The 17356-nt window shown below is 55.7% G+C and carries 7 protein-coding genes; 3 read left to right on the top strand and 4 right to left on the bottom strand.

Translation table 11 applies throughout. The annotated features are described in order from the left end of the window. Together RTK32_RS07300 and ubiG are read right to left on the bottom strand one after the other, a co-directional pair. On the bottom strand, window positions 1-844 hold an 844-nt coding region (locus RTK32_RS07300), incomplete at its 3' end, for a ribonucleotide reductase N-terminal alpha domain-containing protein (protein ID WP_312042807.1). 526 nt (window positions 845-1370) lie between these two features. Further along, window positions 1371-2099, bottom strand: a complete 729-nt coding sequence (gene ubiG / locus RTK32_RS07295) for a bifunctional 2-polyprenyl-6-hydroxyphenol methylase/3-demethylubiquinol 3-O-methyltransferase UbiG (protein WP_312042806.1) — start codon at window positions 2097-2099, stop codon at window positions 1371-1373. A gap of 179 nt (window positions 2100-2278) precedes the next feature. On the opposite strand from ubiG, the gene gyrA reads away from it, so the two are divergent. Further along, on the top strand, window positions 2279-4915 hold the full coding sequence (gyrA, locus tag RTK32_RS07290) for a DNA topoisomerase (ATP-hydrolyzing) subunit A (RefSeq protein ID WP_312042805.1): 2637 nt from the start codon (window positions 2279-2281) through the stop codon (window positions 4913-4915). Window positions 4916-5283: 368 nt separating this feature from the next. After that, on the top strand, window positions 5284-8139 hold the full coding sequence (gene rcsC, locus RTK32_RS07285) for a two-component system sensor histidine kinase RcsC (protein WP_312042804.1): 2856 nt from the start codon (window positions 5284-5286) through the stop codon (window positions 8137-8139). Between the two features lie 72 nt (window positions 8140-8211). Here the strand turns inward: rcsC and rcsB are convergent, their stop codons facing one another. Then, a complete protein-coding gene (rcsB, locus tag RTK32_RS07280; protein WP_034938033.1) occupies window positions 8212-8862 on the bottom strand; it encodes a response regulator transcription factor RcsB in 651 nt (216 codons plus the stop codon). Between the two features lies 1 nt (window position 8863). Further along, the gene (rcsD, locus tag RTK32_RS07275; protein ID WP_312042803.1) at window positions 8864-11515 is read right to left on the bottom strand and encodes a phosphotransferase RcsD; all 2652 of its coding nucleotides are present in this window, start codon (window positions 11513-11515) and stop codon (window positions 8864-8866) included. 1009 nt (window positions 11516-12524) lie between these two features. On the opposite strand from rcsD, the gene RTK32_RS07270 reads away from it, so the two are divergent. Further along, a partial coding sequence (locus RTK32_RS07270; RefSeq protein ID WP_312042802.1) for an Ig-like domain-containing protein occupies window positions 12525-17356 on the top strand: 4832 nt, incomplete at its 3' end.

Genomic DNA, 17356 nt, shown 5'->3' with positions numbered 1-17356 from the left:
AGAAAGGAATACAGCCGGTATGGAACGCTTCGCCGCCGCGGATAGGGCTGCCCAGCGCACGGATGCGGCCAGCGTTGATGCCGATACCGGCGCGCTGGGAAACATATTTCACAATGGCGCTGGAGGTCGCGTTGATGGAATCCAGGCTGTCGCCGCACTCGATCAGCACGCAAGAGCTGAACTGGCGGGTCGGGGTACGCACGCCGGACATAATCGGCGTCGGCAGGGAAATTTTAAAGGTGGAAATCGCGTCGTAAAAACGTTTTACGTAATCCAGACGCGTCTCACGTGGATAGCCGGAGAACAGGCAGGCCGCCACCAGAATATAAAGGAACTGCGCGCTTTCGTAGATATCGCCACTCACGCGGTTCTGCACCAGATATTTGCCTTCCAGCTGCTTAACGGCAGCATAAGAGAAGTTCATATCGCGCCAGTGGTCGATAAAGCCGTCCATCTGCTCGAACTCTTCCACGCTGTAATCTTCCAGCAGATGGCGATCGTATTTACCCAGATCGACCATGTGCTTCACCTGATCGTAAAGCTTCGGTGGCTCAAACTGGCCGTACGCTTTTTTACGCAGGTGGAAGATAGCCAGACGCGCGGCCATGTACTGATAGTCCGGCGCATCGCGAGAGATCAGGTCGGCAGCGGACTTAATGATCGTCTCGTGGATGTCGGAGGTTTTGATGCCTTCGTAAAACTGAATATGGGAACGCAGTTCAACCTGAGAGACGGAAACGTTTTGCAGACCTTCTGCAGCCCAGTCAAGCACGCGGTGGATTTTATCCAGATTGATGCGTTCGGTGCGGCCATCGCGTTTAGTGACAAGCAGGCTCTGATTCATGTGGCGTTTTTATCCTGTCCGTGAGATCGAAAATATCCCCCGTTTATACACAGACTGCTCAGGTGTGAGTAACTCTGTGGATAAACACTATATATAGGGGGTGGATGAAGTATTGATAACAATATGGTGGTTATTTTAGTAATTTCTGCGATCTTAACAAGCCTTGACGCAGCGGCAATTTTACTGATCGCAGGCTGGCCGTTTTCCTAAGTCCGCGTTTCTCAAGGCCCTGGGTCCATGTCAACAGGGCGAGAAAATTTTTCTTATTTTTCCTGACCGCGGGATCTTTGTGCACCCTTGATTCACCGCCCTTTTTTTTGGACAAAAAGTATACTTCAGATGCGGAAAAGATCCTGGATAATGGTGAAAAAAGCGACTTATGCACGAATTAAATTTCAGGCGGCCAGCGATAAGAAAATCCGATAAAGGTGGAGGGGGAAAAAAGTGCGGTAGGCGAAATGGCGACAGGCCGCGCAGGGCCAGAAAAAATTTCCCTTAAGAAACAGTGTTCTTAAGGGAAGGGGCCTTATTGCGCAGGGCGGTGGGTATGGACCATGTAATTTACGTCCACGCCTGGTGCCAGCTTGAATTTGTTCGTCAGCGGGTTGTAATGCAGGCCAATCATGTGGCGCTCGCGCAGCGACGTTTCATCTACCCAGTTCAGCAGTTCGCCAGGACGGATAAATTTTTTAATATCGTGGGTGCCGCGCGGCACCATACGCAGCACATACTCCGCGCCAACGATCGCCATCAGCCAGGATTTGCTGTTGCGGTTAAGGGTGGAGAAAAAGACTTCTCCGCCGGGCTTCACCAGCTTCGCACAGGCATGCACTACCGAACGGGGATCCGGCACGTGTTCCAGCATCTCCATACAGGTCACCACGTCGTACTGACCGGCAAACTGCTCCGCGTGCTCTTCAACGGTTTGCTGAACGTAATCGACCTTAACACCGCTTTCCAGCGCGTGTAAGCGAGCAATTTCCAGCGGTTCCGCGCCCATATCCAGACCGGTAACCTCGGCACCTTCACGCGCCATGCTTTCCGCCAGAATGCCGCCACCGCAGCCCACGTCCAGTACCTTTTTGCCGAACAGGCCGTCGCTGTGTTGCGCAATATAGCCCAAGCGCAGCGGATTAATACGGTGCAGCGGTTTAAACTCGCCTTCCAGATCCCACCAGCGCGAGGCGACAGCCTCGAACTTGGCGATTTCCTGATGATCCACGTTAGCCGTGGCGCTGTTTTGCTCTGCCTTCATTGTTTCTTACTCCCTGGAAGTTTGGCTTCATTATACATCTTTCCGCAGGCGAGCGGCCGACAGGATAAAAGCGCGTGATTAAAGCGGACGGAACGACGCTTTCCGTTCACCACAGAGCCTAAAGGTGATATACTTTCGCACCTTTAAATCCGGGTATAATTTAGAAGGAAAGCGCCTCCATGAGTGACCTGGCCAGAGAAATCACACCGGTCAATATCGAAGAAGAGCTAAAGAACTCTTACCTTGATTATGCCATGTCGGTCATCGTTGGCCGTGCATTGCCAGACGTCCGCGATGGCCTGAAGCCAGTCCACCGTCGCGTGCTTTTTGCCATGAACGTGCTGGGCAATGACTGGAACAAACCTTATAAAAAGTCAGCCCGTGTTGTCGGCGACGTTATTGGTAAATATCACCCGCATGGTGATACCGCCGTGTATGACACTATCGTGCGTATGGCGCAGCCTTTCTCGCTGCGCTACATGCTGGTAGACGGCCAGGGTAACTTCGGTTCCGTTGACGGCGACTCCGCCGCGGCAATGCGTTACACCGAAGTGCGCATGTCAAAAATCGCTCACGAGCTGCTGGCGGATCTGGAAAAAGAAACCGTCGACTACGTGCCGAACTACGACGGCACCGAGCAGATCCCGGATGTGATGCCAACCAAAATCCCGAACCTGCTGGTTAACGGCGCATCGGGCATTGCCGTGGGCATGGCGACCAACATTCCGCCGCACAACCTGACGGAAGTGATCAACGGCTGCCTGTCCTATATCGAAGATGAGAACATCAGCATTGAAGGGCTGATGGAACACATCCCGGGGCCGGACTTCCCGACCGCTGCCATCATTAATGGCCGTCGTGGTATCGAAGAAGCCTACCGTACGGGACGCGGCAAAATTTATATTCGCGCGCGTGGCGAAGTGGAAGTGGATGCCAAAACCGGCCGTGAAACCATCATTATTCATGAAATTCCTTATCAGGTGAACAAAGCTCGCCTGATCGAGAAGATGGCAGAGCTGGTGAAAGAGAAACGTCTGGAAGGGATCAGCGCGCTGCGCGATGAATCCGATAAGGACGGGATGCGCATCGTGGTTGAAGTGAAGCGCGATGCGGTGGGTGAGGTGGTGCTGAATAACCTCTACTCGCTGACCCAGCTGCAAACCTCTTTCGGTATCAATATGGTGGCGCTGCATCAGGGCCAGCCGAAGATCATGCCGCTGAAGGATATTCTGGAAGCCTTCGTGCGTCACCGCCGCGAAGTGGTGACGCGCCGCACCATTTTTGAGCTGCGTAAGGCTCGCGATCGTGCGCACATCCTTGAAGCGCTGGCCATTGCGCTGGCTAACATCGATCCTATTATTGAGCTGATCCGTCGTGCGCCAACGCCTTCGGAAGCCAAAGCGGGTCTGGTGGCACGTCCGTGGGAACTGGGTAACGTTACCGCCATGCTGGAACGCGCCGGCGACAACGCGGCTCGTCCGGAGTGGCTGGAAGAAGAATACGGCATTCGCGACGGCCAGTATTACCTGACCGAACAGCAGGCCCAGGCGATTTTGGATCTGCGTCTGCAGAAGCTGACCGGCCTGGAGCACGAAAAGCTGCTGGACGAGTACAAAGAGCTGCTGGAGCAAATTGCCGAGCTGATTCGCATTCTGGAAAGCGCCGAGCGCCTGATGGAAGTGATCCGCGAAGAGCTGGAGCTGGTGCGTGACCAGTTTGGCGACAAACGCCGCACGGAAATCACCGCCAACACCGCTGATATCAATATCGAAGATCTGATCAACCAGGAAGATGTGGTCGTCACTCTGTCGCATCAGGGCTACGTAAAATATCAGCCTCTGACGGATTACGAAGCGCAGCGTCGCGGCGGCAAAGGCAAGTCGGCCGCCCGCATCAAGGAAGAAGACTTTATTGACCGTCTGTTGGTGGCTAACACCCACGATACGATCCTCTGCTTCTCCAGCCGTGGTCGTCTCTACTGGATGAAGGTTTATCAGCTACCGGAAGCGAGCCGTGGCGCACGTGGACGCCCTATCGTCAACCTGCTGCCGCTGGAAGCGAACGAGCGTATCACCGCTATTCTGCCGGTGCGTGAGTATGCAGAAGGCTGGAACATCTTTATGGCGACCGCCAGCGGCACCGTGAAGAAAACCGCGCTGACCGAGTTCAGCCGTCCACGCAGCGCCGGTATTATCGCCGTCAACCTGCGTGAAGACGATGAGCTGATCGGCGTGGCTCTGACCAACGGCAACGATGAAGCGATGCTCTTCTCTGCGGCGGGTAAAGTCGTGCGCTTCGCCGAGAGTGCAGTGCGTGCGATGGGCCGTACCGCCTCGGGCGTGCGCGGCATCAAGCTGGCGGAAGGCGATCGTGTTGTTTCGCTGATTGTGCCACGTGATGATGGCGCTATCCTGACGGTAACGCAGAACGGCTACGGTAAGCGTACCGCTAACAGCGAATATCCGACCAAGTCTCGTGCGACTCAGGGCGTGATCTCCATTAAGGTCACCGATCGCAATGGTCCGGTTATCGGCGCGGTTCAGGTTGTCGACAGCGATCAGATCATGATGATCACCGATGCCGGCACGCTGGTGCGTACCCGTGTCTCTGAAGTCAGCGTGGTAGGGCGTAATACCCAGGGCGTCATTCTGATCCGGACTGCGGAAGACGAAAACGTGGTGGGTCTGCAGCGCGTGGCCGAACCGGTAGCAGAAGAAGAGCTGGATGCTATCGACGGTAGCGTGGCCGAAGGCGACGAGGACATTGCGCCGGAAGTGATTGAAGACGACGCGCCGGAAGGCGACGAAGAGGAGTAATCTCCCTCGTCTCAGGTGCTAAAGGCCGGTTCAGTGAACCGGCCTTTTTTATGCGCGGCGGAAAAGTCAGCAGGCCAGGTAAAATTAACGCCCGCAACCCGGCCGCCCCTCCTTTATACCGTAAGCTCCTTTACGCGATGGCCCGGATGAACCTGCCTGAAAGCGGGTCGTGCTGGCGCGAGAAAAGGGGGCTTTGATGCATCTTTGCTATTCCGCTAACGGTTATTCAGGAAAGTCTCAGGTTAGCAGCCTGTTTTACGCAGAAAACAGCGCGTTGAACGTACGGGTAACTGGCTTTTTAACCGCTCTGGCGGTACTGTAGCGGGATCGTATTTGTTACTCTGACCAGCCGCCACTGTAGGTTCCGTTTGAAATATTTAGTCTCGTTCAGAACAACGTTAAGGATCTCCCGCTATCTGTTCCGGGCACTGGCGCTGATGCTCTGGACGCTCGGCGCGCTGCTCACGACCTTTTATATTATTAGCGTGCTGCACGAGAAAGAAGCGCAGGTACGGCAGGAGTTTAACGCCAGCTTTGAGCAGGCGCAGTGGTACGTGCGGCATTCTGCCGACGTGACGCGTGAGCTGAAATATATTGCCGAAAACCGGCTGAACGCCTCCGCCAACGGCCTCAACGTGCTTAACGGCGTGTTCCCCGGTAAAACCGCACCGCCACAATTTTATCCGCTTTATTCTGACTCTGACTGCAGCGCCATGAGCGATGTCTGGCGCAATTCGCTGGAGTCCCTGAGCTATTTCCTGCACTACTGGAAAGCCAATTTCGCCTCGGCCTACGATCTGAACCGGGTGTTCTTTATCGGCGGCGAAAGCCTGTGCATGGCGGACTTTGGGGTCGGCAACGCCTCCGCCAATCGTGAGCGAGCACTGAAATCGCTGCACGAGCGCATTATGAAATACCGTAGCGGTAATGCAGAAGAGCGCAAAAACAGCATCTTCTGGGTCGCGCCTTCCAACCAGCCAGCCGTGGGCTACTACTATATGGTGACGCCGGTTTATGTCGCCAGCAAAATGACGGCGTTGCTGGGCATTGAGCAGACCCTCCGCCTGGATGATTTTGTGGTGCCGGGCAGCTTCCCGGTCAACGCCATGCTGCTGGATACCAATAATCAGCGCGTGCTGACTTCTTCCCGTCCGGGCGGTGCTGTCGCGCTGGACGATCTGCCCGACGACAGTATCTGGTTCGGCTATATCAACGGCTACAAACAGCTGGTGCTGAAGAAAAAGCTGGCGCCATCTTCCCTGACCATGGTCTATTCGGTGCAGACCAACGAAATGGTTGAAAAGCTGAAGATGCTGATCATCAACGCCATTTTGCTCAACGTCATCAGCGCCATTATCTTATTCACGCTGGCGTGGCTGTTTGAACGACGGATGTTTTTGCCGGCCGAAGATAATGCCCATCGTCTGGAAGAGCACGAGCAGTTTAACCGTAAAATCGTGGCTTCGGCACCGGTCGGTATCTGTATCCTGCGCACCAGCGACGGCACCAATATTCTCAGTAACGAACTGGCGCATAACTACCTTAGTATGCTCACCCAGGAAGACAGACAGCGCCTGACCGAAATTATTTGCGGCCAGCAGGTTAACTTTGTCGACGTGTTAACCGGCAGCAATACGAATCTCCAAATCAGTTTTGTTCACTCGCGCTACCGTAATGAAAATGTGGCGATTTGCGTGCTGGTGGACGTCAGCGCCCGCGTCAAAATGGAAGAGTCGCTGCAGGAAATGGCGCAGGCCGCCGAGCAGGCCAGCCAGTCGAAATCCATGTTCCTGGCCACGGTCAGCCACGAGCTGCGCACGCCGCTGTACGGCATTATCGGTAACCTCGATCTGCTGCAAACCCGCGCGCTGCCGAAAGGCGTAGAGTCGCTGGTGACGGCGATGAACAACTCCTCCAGCCTGCTGCTGAAAATCATCAGCGATATTCTCGACTTCTCTAAAATTGAATCCGAGCAGCTGCGTATAGAACCACGTGAGTTCGCGCCGCGCGAGGTCATCACCCATATCGCTTCTAACTATCTGGCGATGGTGGTGAAAAAACGGCTCACGCTCTGGTGCTTTATCGACAGCGACGTGCCGGTCACGCTGGATGGCGATCCGATCCGTCTTCAGCAGGTTATCTCTAACCTGTTGAATAATGCCATTAAGTTTACCCATACCGGCGGCATTATTTTGCAAGCCTATGTGAAAGAGGGCTATCTGGCTTTCCGCGTACGCGATACCGGCGTCGGCATTCCGGCCAGGGAGATTACCCGCCTGTTTGACCCGTTCTTCCAGGTAGGTACCGGCGTGCAGCGTAATTTCCAGGGCACCGGGCTGGGACTGGCTATCTGTGAAAAACTGATCAATATGATGGACGGCGATATTGAGGTCGACTCCGAGCCGGGGATGGGAAGCCAGTTTATCGTGCGTATTCCGCTCTATAACAGCAAGGTGAAAACGCCGCTGCGGCACGATGGCCTGGAAGGGAAAACCTGCTGGCTTGAAATACGCAACGACGCGCTGGCTGCTTTCCTGGAAAAACTGCTCGACGAGCACGGGCTGAAGGTACAGCGTCTGCATGAGCAAAGCCGCTGCGAGCCGGATGACGTGATTGTTACCGATTACGATTTCCAGACCCAGCAGGTGCATCGGGCAACCATTCGCTTCGACGGCAGCCACAATGATGGTCCCCAAGAGCTGTCACCAGGACGCTGGGTCTACGGCACGACCACGCCGCACGAGCTGCCCGCGCTGTTGGGACGTATTTACCGTGTTGAGGTGGAAATGCCTGACGCCTCGTCAGCATTGCCGGAAACGGCAGCAAAAGGCATCACTAACGACGATATTCTTATCCTGGTAGTGGACGATCATCCTATTAACCGGATGCTGCTTTCCGATCAGCTTGGCTCGCTGGGCTATCGTGTTAAAACGGCGCAGGATGGCGTCGATGCACTGAACGTACTGAGCCGCAACGAGATTGATATCGTCCTGACCGACGTCAACATGCCGAACATGGACGGTTACCGCCTGACGCAGCGTCTGCGCCAGTTAGGTCTGACTTTCCCGGTCGTTGGCGTAACGGCCAACGCCCTGGCGGAAGAAAAACAGCGCTGTATGGAAGCGGGCATGGACAACTGTCTCTCTAAGCCGGTTACGCTCGATACGTTACGGCAGACGCTGGCATTTTATGCAGACCGTGTCAGGAAAAGCCGGGAAGGGTAAAACGGGGAATAAAAAAAGCCTGGCGGATGCCAGGCTTTTAACCGAAGAAGCATAAAGCGGTCACCGACCGGCTTAGTCTTTATCTACCGGCATAGTACTGACGGACGAAAGATAGTTCAGCAGCGCGATATCGTTATCCACGCCCAGTTTCATCATCGCTGATTTCTTCTGGCTACTGATGGTCTTGATGCTGCGGTTCAGCTTCTTGGCAATTTCAGTGACCAGGAAACCTTCTGCAAACAGACGCAGTACTTCACTTTCTTTCGGTGACAAACGTTTGTCGCCATAGCCACCCGCGCTGATTTTCTCCAGCAGTTTAGCCACGCTTTCCGGCGTATACTTCTTGCCTTTCTGCAGGGCTGCCAGCGCTTTTGGCAGATCGGTTGGCGCGCCCTGTTTCAGCACGATCCCTTCAATGTCCAGGTCCAACACGGCGCTCAGAATTGCCGGGTTGTTGTTCATGGTCAGAACGATGATCGACAGGTCCGGGTAGTGGCGCTTGATATACTTAATCAGCGTAATACCGTCGCCATATTTTTCACCTGGCATAGAGAGATCGGTGATCAGAACGTTGGCGTCGAGCTTGGAGAGGCTGTTAATTAATGCTGTGGAATCTTCGAACTCACCGACAACATTGACCCATTCAATCTGTTCTAGTGACTTACGAATGCCGAACAGAACAATAGGATGGTCATCGGCAATAATTACGTTCAGGTTGTTCATATTATTGGTTACCTTGCTGCAGCAGTTCGTTGACGTAGCGGTCAATTTCACTGGTGGTATTTTTAATGTTTGAATTGTCACACTCGGTTATGTGCTGTTCTAACGTTTCACAAAGCTGCTTGCCTGGTGTCAAATTAAGCATGGCAAACACGCCCTTCAGGCGATGTGCAGTCTGAGCAAGCGAACTCAAGTCCCTTTCTGCTGCCTCATTATACAATCTCTTTACATCATCTGGTACTGTCTCAACAAACAGCTGGAAATAGCCTGGCGCGAACAGCTGCGCAGGCGTCTCTTCTTCTTCGGTCTCATCCAGGGCCAGCTGAAGCTCAATAAGCTGCAGCAACGCATCCTGCATAGCGCTGCTGATATTGAAGTTCACCCTGAAGCGATCGCGGGAAAGTGCGGTGTAGCCTGCCTCATCATCCGTCAACAGCAGCGACCATGCCGTCAGGTTGGTCGGGTCGTCCGTAACCAGCACATCGTGATCCTGTCCGGAAAAACGTTCATCCGGCGTAATACAGCTGGCGCCCCAGTTTTCCAGCTGGTGCACCACAATTTTTCTGACCTCGTCCACGTTAATATCAATTAACGCGGTCAGACCTTCCAGCAGCTTCTCTTCCTGAGCCTGCTGGTGTTCCTGCGGAGCATGAATCTGGATGTTATAACGCGTACCGATGTCAGGACGCGCGACAATTTCAAGGTGCCCGCCGAGCTGTTTACACAGCTGCTTACAGAGGAAAAATGCCAGCCCCGAAGCCTGACCAAAACGGTCAGAACTGGTTTCGCCGAGGAAAGGAAAATCGGTATTGCCCATCTCGTCCACCGTCAGCCCGGCACCGGTATCCACCATTTCAATCGCCAGCCGATCCGGCCGATCGGCAGGATGGCTGACTTCAATAGAGATGCGGCCCCAGCTGGTACTGGTAATCGAGTAGTGCAGTAGTGTGGTCAGGATTTTATAAATGGCGCGTCGATCGCCAAAGCGGTTTTCGTCACTGTTCAGACGGTTACTGACCACCAGCTTCAGCCCCTTACGCCGTAGCGAGGGGAGGGCCTCCGTCACCAGCTCATCCAGTACGCTTTGCAGATTGAACGCCTCGGCATCCGGCGCCCAATCGTGCGTTTCCAGGCGGTTCAGCAGCACGATATCATCCACCAGTCGGCGCAGCGCCTGCGCTTCCTGCAATGCCTCTTCCAGCTGTTCGCCCGGCTGTGCCGATTCGATAGCCTGCAGGTGGCCGATCACTTCGCCCAGCGGTCGGTTCAGCGCATGACCCAGATTCTGCAGCAGCTGCTGGCGCGTCTGGTGGCTTTTATCCAGCACCTGCTGTGCTTTTTGCAGCTTTTTATTTACCAACAGCTCGCGATCCTGATCGCGCATCATAAACAGCTGCGTACTGGGCGCCAGCATGCTGCGTGCGTGGCGGATCTCATAAACTTCATTGTTTACGGTAGCCTGAAGCACGCCCTGATGCTGATCGGACATATTAATAATCTTTTGCAGATTCAGATGCGGCAGCAGATGCTCGGCAATTTTGTTGCTGATAATGGTACGGTTGCTGGCAAAATCATAGACCAGCAGGCCAACCGGCAGGCTGGCGACAATTTCTTCGTTAAGTACACGCAGCGACTCCAGTTCGGCACTCTGATTTTCGCTGGGACGCAGCGACTGCTGGCGCAGCAGAAACAGGCCAGCCAGTGACAACAGCAGCAGCACAAAGTTTGCCAGTAACGGCCACAGCAGGTTACGCAGCGTATCGGCAAACAGGCCGAGGATAGGCACGCGATACACCAGCTGCAGCGGCGTGCTGGCCAGCGAGGCTGCGATCTCTATATTGGGGTTAAGCAACGTCACTTTAGTACTGTGCGTGCCGTCGTCATCCACGCTGCGGTTGGGGCTGGTGCCGGTCATATCCTGCTTCAGCTGGAAGTTTTCCAGCGGCATGTTTTGCGGGATAAGATCGTTAATCGGCAAATCAAAGGCCACTATGGTGGCCAGATGGCCCGGCTGGTTAAAGGTTGTGCGCACGGTAAAATAGTGGTCATTCTGCCAGGTAAAGCGGCGCAGGGGGGAAAAGCTCTCACGCTCATCCAGCGCGTTGGCCTGCTGAAGCATTTCCGCACGGCGCGCGTCGACAATAGTACTGATGGCACTTTCTTTATAGCGCGTCGCCATATCTTTTAACGGCAGCGTAGAAATCAGGATCAGGCTGTTATCCTGCCCGTTAAGAAAATACATTGACCAGGTACTGTTCTCAGACCCCCACAGCGTATCCAGATAGTTGGACATGCGCAGCGTCATATCCAGCGTACTGCTGTCATGGGAGCCAAATATCAGCGCCTCGGTCTTGCGACGGGTTTTCTCAAGATAATAAACGTCGGGGCGCAGGCGGGTTTCCTGCAGGCTGTTTGGCGGCGAGCCGGCGGCATTGGCCGCAAGATTTTCATAAATCTGCCAGGTAGCGAACCGGTAGGTGTCGATACGCTTTTGCATATCGTGAGCAATGTCCGCCATCGCGTAGCGTTTATCGGTCAGCCAGGCGTTAACAGCGTTGTGGATCATAAATCCCGATGCCAACAGCAGCACCAGGATGAACATCACGAAAAAGCGCGTGACATTACCCGAAGTCAGTGGAAATTTGTAGGGCATCATAGCCGTGGAACCCCAGTTAACGAGCCATCAGTCAGGCACAGGTAAAGGCAAGTCGCGAACGAAAGGCCGGTCGATACAACGGAAGGCGGGCAGTCACTGCCAGACGATCCACGCGGGCGCAAAGGGCGGTTGTCCGGCCACGCGTGCGCGACCTGGGAAAGTGCGTGGGGCGCTGCCAGCGCGCGTGCGGATCTGGCGTCCTGAATCGTCATAGGTTCCGTTAATAGCTTGTCGCAGTAAACACTACTTTTTATCACATTCCGCCAAATTAAAGAAGAACATGCCACAGGCAAGACGCAGATTATAACGTGACGGAACCATAGCAACGCGGGCGTTTGTGTTAAATAACCTGAAAAAATGACGCTATTAATCAAATATTGAGGTTAAAGGCGATTTTACAGATAACTCCTGGTTGCCAGTACGCCATCCCTCTTTAATCCAAAGTGCTGGTTAAAGATAAAAAATTCATCTTATTGCGCGTCGGTCAGGTCATTCTGGGTTGGTGCTTTTTTACGCAGCTCAAGCGGTTTGTGCCCGCCATTTTCCGCCAGTGATGATGGAAAACTCTCCTCGCTCAAAAAAAAATCCTGCCCGAAAGTGCGACCTTCTCTGCAGGGAAAGTTACATCTTTTACACTTTCTTAAAAATAATTCCTTAAGGCAAATCAATTTATTAACAAATTATCTCATCAATTTTTCTTGATATTTGACAGGCGGCGTCAACGTGAACTAAGTCAAATTATCAGTGATTTTTATCCTGACGATAAATAATAATCATCTCATAAGGCAGGTTTTTTCTTACTATCAAAAAGAGAAAAGTGAAAAAAAATAGTGAGTCAGAGCCTTTTTTTAGCGTATTTTTGCCTTTTTTAGCCGGTCCGACAATGCCGCCTCACCAGGTGACACCGCCTGCCTTCGGGTAAGGCGACCTATTGCTTTGCGCGCAAAACTGAAGGTTTACTTCATGTTTGCGCGCGAAATATCTCATACCTGGTGTACAAGAGGCGACTATGGCTCAGCTTACTGATGGCAGCATTGAAATACTTTCGCGCGACGATGGCAGCATTCTTTCTCAGATCGCAGCAGGGAACTCCAGCAAGCCCATCCTGTTGAATCAGCCCAGCGTAGTGCGTATTCATGGAACCCGCGCCATGGTGAGCGAGTTCGAGCGCCAGGGTAACGATCTGATCGTTCATATGCGTGACGGCAGCGTTAAACACTACCAGCAATTCTTCTTTGATGACGTTGATGGCGATCACAGCGAACTGGTTTTTGATGATGGCGTCAATCCCCCTGAGCATGCGCTTTTCCCGGTCACTAACGAATTTGCCGATGCGCAGGCGACCATGGCGATTACGCCACAGTATGAGTCGCTTGGCTCAGTGGAACCGCTACTACTGGCTGATACCGGCGCCACGACCGGTGTGGTCACGGCGGCGGGTATTGGCGCACTCGGCCTGGGTGCGGCAGGGGTTGCCGCACTGGCGGGCGGCGGCGGAGGTGGCGGTGGCGGTGGCGGGGGTGATGCACCGGCGGTGACGCCCTCACTTACCGTTAATCCATTAACCGGTGACAACGCTCTGTCCGCAGCGGAGAAAAATGCAGATCAGACGCTGAACGGCACCACCAGCGGGGCTGAAGCGGGTAATACAGTCACCGTTGTGCTTAATGGCGTGACCTATACCACCACCGTCGCTACAGACGGCAGCTGGAGTATTACTTTACCAGCCGCCGCCCTGGCCGCTTTACCCGCAGGCAGTAATACGCTGACCGTCAGCGTGATCAATAACGCAGGCGCTACGGCCACGACCTCTGATACTTTCACGGTGGAAGCGGGTGCGGTCACACCAACCACGCCTTCCATTGCGGTCGCCGCTTTTGCGGGCGATGACGTGCTGGATAATAGCGAGCAGCAGCTACCGCAGACCATTAGCGGCACCACCACCAACGTGCAGGCGGGCCAGACCGTTACCGTCACCCTGAACGGCCAAACTTACACCGCCACGGTGGACGGCAGTGGCGCATGGAACGTGGCCGTTCCGGCTACCGCTGTGCAGGCGCTGGCGGCGGGCACTACCACGATTACCGCTACCGTCACGGATGCAGCAGGAACGACGGCGACGACCACTCACGATTTTACCGTTAACGCATCAACGACCGTACCGACCATTGCGGTCGCCGCTTTTGCGGGCGATGACGTGCTGGATAATAGCGAGCAGCAGCTGCCGCAGACCGTTAGCGGCACCACCACCAATGTGCAGGCAGGCCAGACCGTCACCGTCACCCTGAACGGCCAAACCTATACCACCACGGTGGACGGCAGTGGCGCATGGAACGTGACCGTTCCGGCTACTGCAGTGCAGGCGCTGGCGGCGGGCACCACCACGATTACCGCTACCGTGGCTGACGCAGCCGGTACAGCAGCCAACGCCACACACGACTTCACCGTTGCAGCTACCGCCGTCGGCACTATCAGCGTCGACACGCCGAGTGGCGACGGCTATCTCAGCATCACCGAAGCGCAGTCCGATCTCACCGTTTCCGGTTCCTCCGCCGGTTTGCCTGCCGGAACCGTGCTCCGGGTATCCCTGGGGGGACGCGAGTACACCGCCAGCGTGGCTACAGACGGCAGCTGGAGCGCGACTGTCCCGGCTGCCGATCTGCAACAGCTGACGCAGGGGCCGAATTTGGTTATCGCTTCGACCACGCTGGCGGACGGTACCGTAGTACAGAACAGTACGGCCGCTTCCCTTAACGTTATTACCACCGAGCCGAATGCCGGGCTCGACGTGCCTTTCGGCGACAGCGTGATAAAAGGAAGTGAGACAGGAACGGATCAAACGCTGACGGGTAATACTGGCGTAACGGGTGCCGGGCAGTCAGTAACCGCGACGATAGGCGGCACGGACTATATCGGCACGGTTAATAACGACGGCAGCTGGAGCGTGACGCTACCGGCAGGTTCCTTGCAGAATCTGCCGCAGGGCAGCAACGATCTCACCGTAGTCGTGACCGATCCCGCAGGCAACAGCAGCACTGCAACCACGCCGGTCAACGTGGCGACCGCTGCGCCAGCGCTCAGCGTTACGCAGCCGGATTCGCCGCTGAATCAAAACGATGTGGCGCAGCCGCTGAGCCTGAGCGGCATCAGCGCCGACAGCCAGAGTGTTACCGTCACGCTGAATGGCGTGACCTACAACACCACTATTAATCCGGACGGCAGCTGGAACGTTAATATTCCAGCTTCCGATCTGCAACAGCTTACTGACGGTGATTACACCCTGGGCGTGGTGGCTACCGATCGCTACGGCAACAGCACTACGCAAAGTTTCCCGCTGGCCGTAGACGCTACCCCGCCAACGGCGACGGTTAATCCGCTGGGCGGTGACGGCTATGTTAACGCGGGCGAAGCCGGTCAGCCGCTGGTGATTACCGGCACCACGCAGCCGGGCAGCACGGTGCTGGTGCGTTTTGACAGCGTGGACGTGCCTGCGACCGTCGATCGCACTACCGGCGCCTGGACAGCGACACTGAGCTCAGACAGCCACGCCGCTATTGCTGACGGTGCCTACGTCGTCACGGTGGTGGCCACTGATGCGGCCGGTAATACCAGCGAGACCTATACCACGGTCACTTATGCGACGACCACGCCGGTCGTAACGGTTAATCAGCTCACCGCCGACGGTTCGCTAAATAGCGCGGAAGTGGCGGTCGACCAGGTACTGACCGGTAGGGCCACCAATGTCACGGCGGGCAGCCCCGTTACGCTGACGCTGGCGGACGGGACCGTGCTGACCGGCACCACTGAGCCTGGCGGCGGCTGGAACATTACGCTGCCTGCGGCCACGCTGGCGGCCCTGGCAAACGGTACGCAGAGCTACAGCGTCAGCGTCAGTGATGCAGCGGGAAATACCGGCAACAGAACCGGCAGTTTTACTGTAGCCGCAGATAATAGCGTGTCCGGGCTGGCTATTGCGCCAGTAAGCGGTGATAACGCTATTAATGCTGCGGAAGCGCAGTCGGACCAGGTTATCACCGGCAGCAGTGCCGGTCTGGCTGCCGCTACGCTGCTCACCGTCACTTTTAACGGCGTTGATTATGCCTCCGTGGTTAACGCAGACGGCACCTGGGCGGTAACCTTGCCCGCTGCCGCGCTGACCGGCATCGCCAACGGCAGCTACGCCGTCACTGTTACCGGTACGGACGCGGACAGTAATCCTGTCGCCAGCACCAACAACCTGACCGTACGTACTTCGTTTCCAGTAGCGGTGGTGGTTAACTCACCGTTTGGCGATGGCGTACTGAACGCGGCGGAAAGCACGACGGCGCAGACGCTGACGGGCAATACCGGCGTTAACTTCCCGGATCAGGCGGTGACGGTCACTCTCGGCGGCATAAGTTATTCTGCCATTATTGATACGCCTACCGGGGCGTGGACCCTGGCGCTGCCGCCATCGGCACTGGCGTCGCTTCAGAGCGGCACGGCCGATATTGTTGTTACCGTGACGGATTCGCTGGGCAACACGGCAACCTCCACCACGCCATTTACGGTAGATAATGCCGCGCCCGCGTTGAATGTCGCCACGCCGGCTGATAACGGCGTGATTAACGCGCAGACGCAGGACCAGCCGCTGACCGTGAGCGGCACGGCGGAAGCGGGCAGTACGCTCAGCGTGGTGCTGCAGGGCGTCACCTATTTGACCGGCGCGGATGCGGATGGCAACTGGAGCCAGACGATTGCGCCTTCGGTGCTGCAATCGCTGCCGGACGGTAAATATGATATTACCGTCACTGCTACGGACGCGAACGGTAACCAGGCTGTCTCGCTGACGCCGATCACGCTGGATACGGTTGCACCAGCGTTGACCATTGCGCCGGTTTCTGGCGATGGTTATCTGAACGTGGGGGAACACGACGCGGCGCTTAGCGTCGCAGGCACGGCAGAGGCGGGCGCGGCGATTGCGGTCAGGCTCAATAACGTGACCTACAACACCGTCTCTGACGCTAACGGTAATTGGAACGTCAGCGTGCCGGCTACCGACGTCAATGCGCTGACGGACGGCACTTATTCGGTTAGCGTGCAGGCGACGGACAGCGCGGGGAACGCGACATCCAATCTGCAACCGTTAACGGTAGTGGCGAGCGATGGCGCTCAGCCAACTATTGCCGTAGACGCCTTCACGGGCGACGGCGTGCTGGACGGCGCAGAAAAAAATCTTAATCAGCTGGTCACCGGCACCACGACTAACGTACAGACGGGCCAGCCCGTCACTCTGACCATGAACGGCGCACAATATACCGGCACTGTCCAGGCGGACGGCAGCTACAGCGTGCTGGTTCCGGCCTCGGCCTATTATGCATTGGCTAACGGTGCGCAAACCTTCACCGTCGATGTGGCCGATATCGCAGGCAATCCGGCCACGGCGACCAGCAGCTATGCTATTGATAATACCTTCGGCGCTATCGCTATTGGCGCTATCAGCGGCGATAACGCCATCAACGCCGCTGAAGCGCAAAACCCGCTGGTGATCCACGGCAGTACCCGCTTCGTCGCTTTTGGCGCGCGCATCCTGGTACGCTTTAACAATACCAATTATGAAACCACCACCAATAACGATGGCAGCTGGAATGTGACCGTTCCCGCCAGCGCCTTGAGCACGCTTCCGGGGGGGAACCAGACGGTTACGGCGACGGCGACCGATATCAACGGTAACGAGATCGCCACCACGCAGAGTCTGAATTCTGCCGTCAATCCTGACTTCGCCGTGACGCTTAACGAGCCGTTTATCGATGGCTCGCTGAACGGAGCGGAAGCGCTCAGAGATCAGTCTCTTTCCGGGAC

This window comes from Erwinia sp. (genome assembly GCF_031978025.1).
In the GTDB taxonomy this organism is placed as follows: domain Bacteria; phylum Pseudomonadota; class Gammaproteobacteria; order Enterobacterales; family Enterobacteriaceae; genus Erwinia.
This window is presented reverse-complemented; position numbering and strand designations above follow the sequence as displayed.

Excerpts from the sequence above, each read along its gene's own strand:
- ubiG (WP_312042806.1), bottom strand. The coding sequence starts at position 2,099 with ATGAAGGCAGAGCAAAACAGCGCCACGGCTAACGTGGATCATCAGGAA.
- gyrA (WP_312042805.1), top strand. The coding sequence starts at position 2,279 with ATGAGTGACCTGGCCAGAGAAATCACACCGGTCAATATCGAAGAAGAG.
- rcsB (WP_034938033.1), bottom strand. The coding sequence starts at position 8,862 with ATGAACAACCTGAACGTAATTATTGCCGATGACCATCCTATTGTTCTG.
- rcsD (WP_312042803.1), bottom strand. The coding sequence starts at position 11,515 with ATGATGCCCTACAAATTTCCACTGACTTCGGGTAATGTCACGCGCTTT.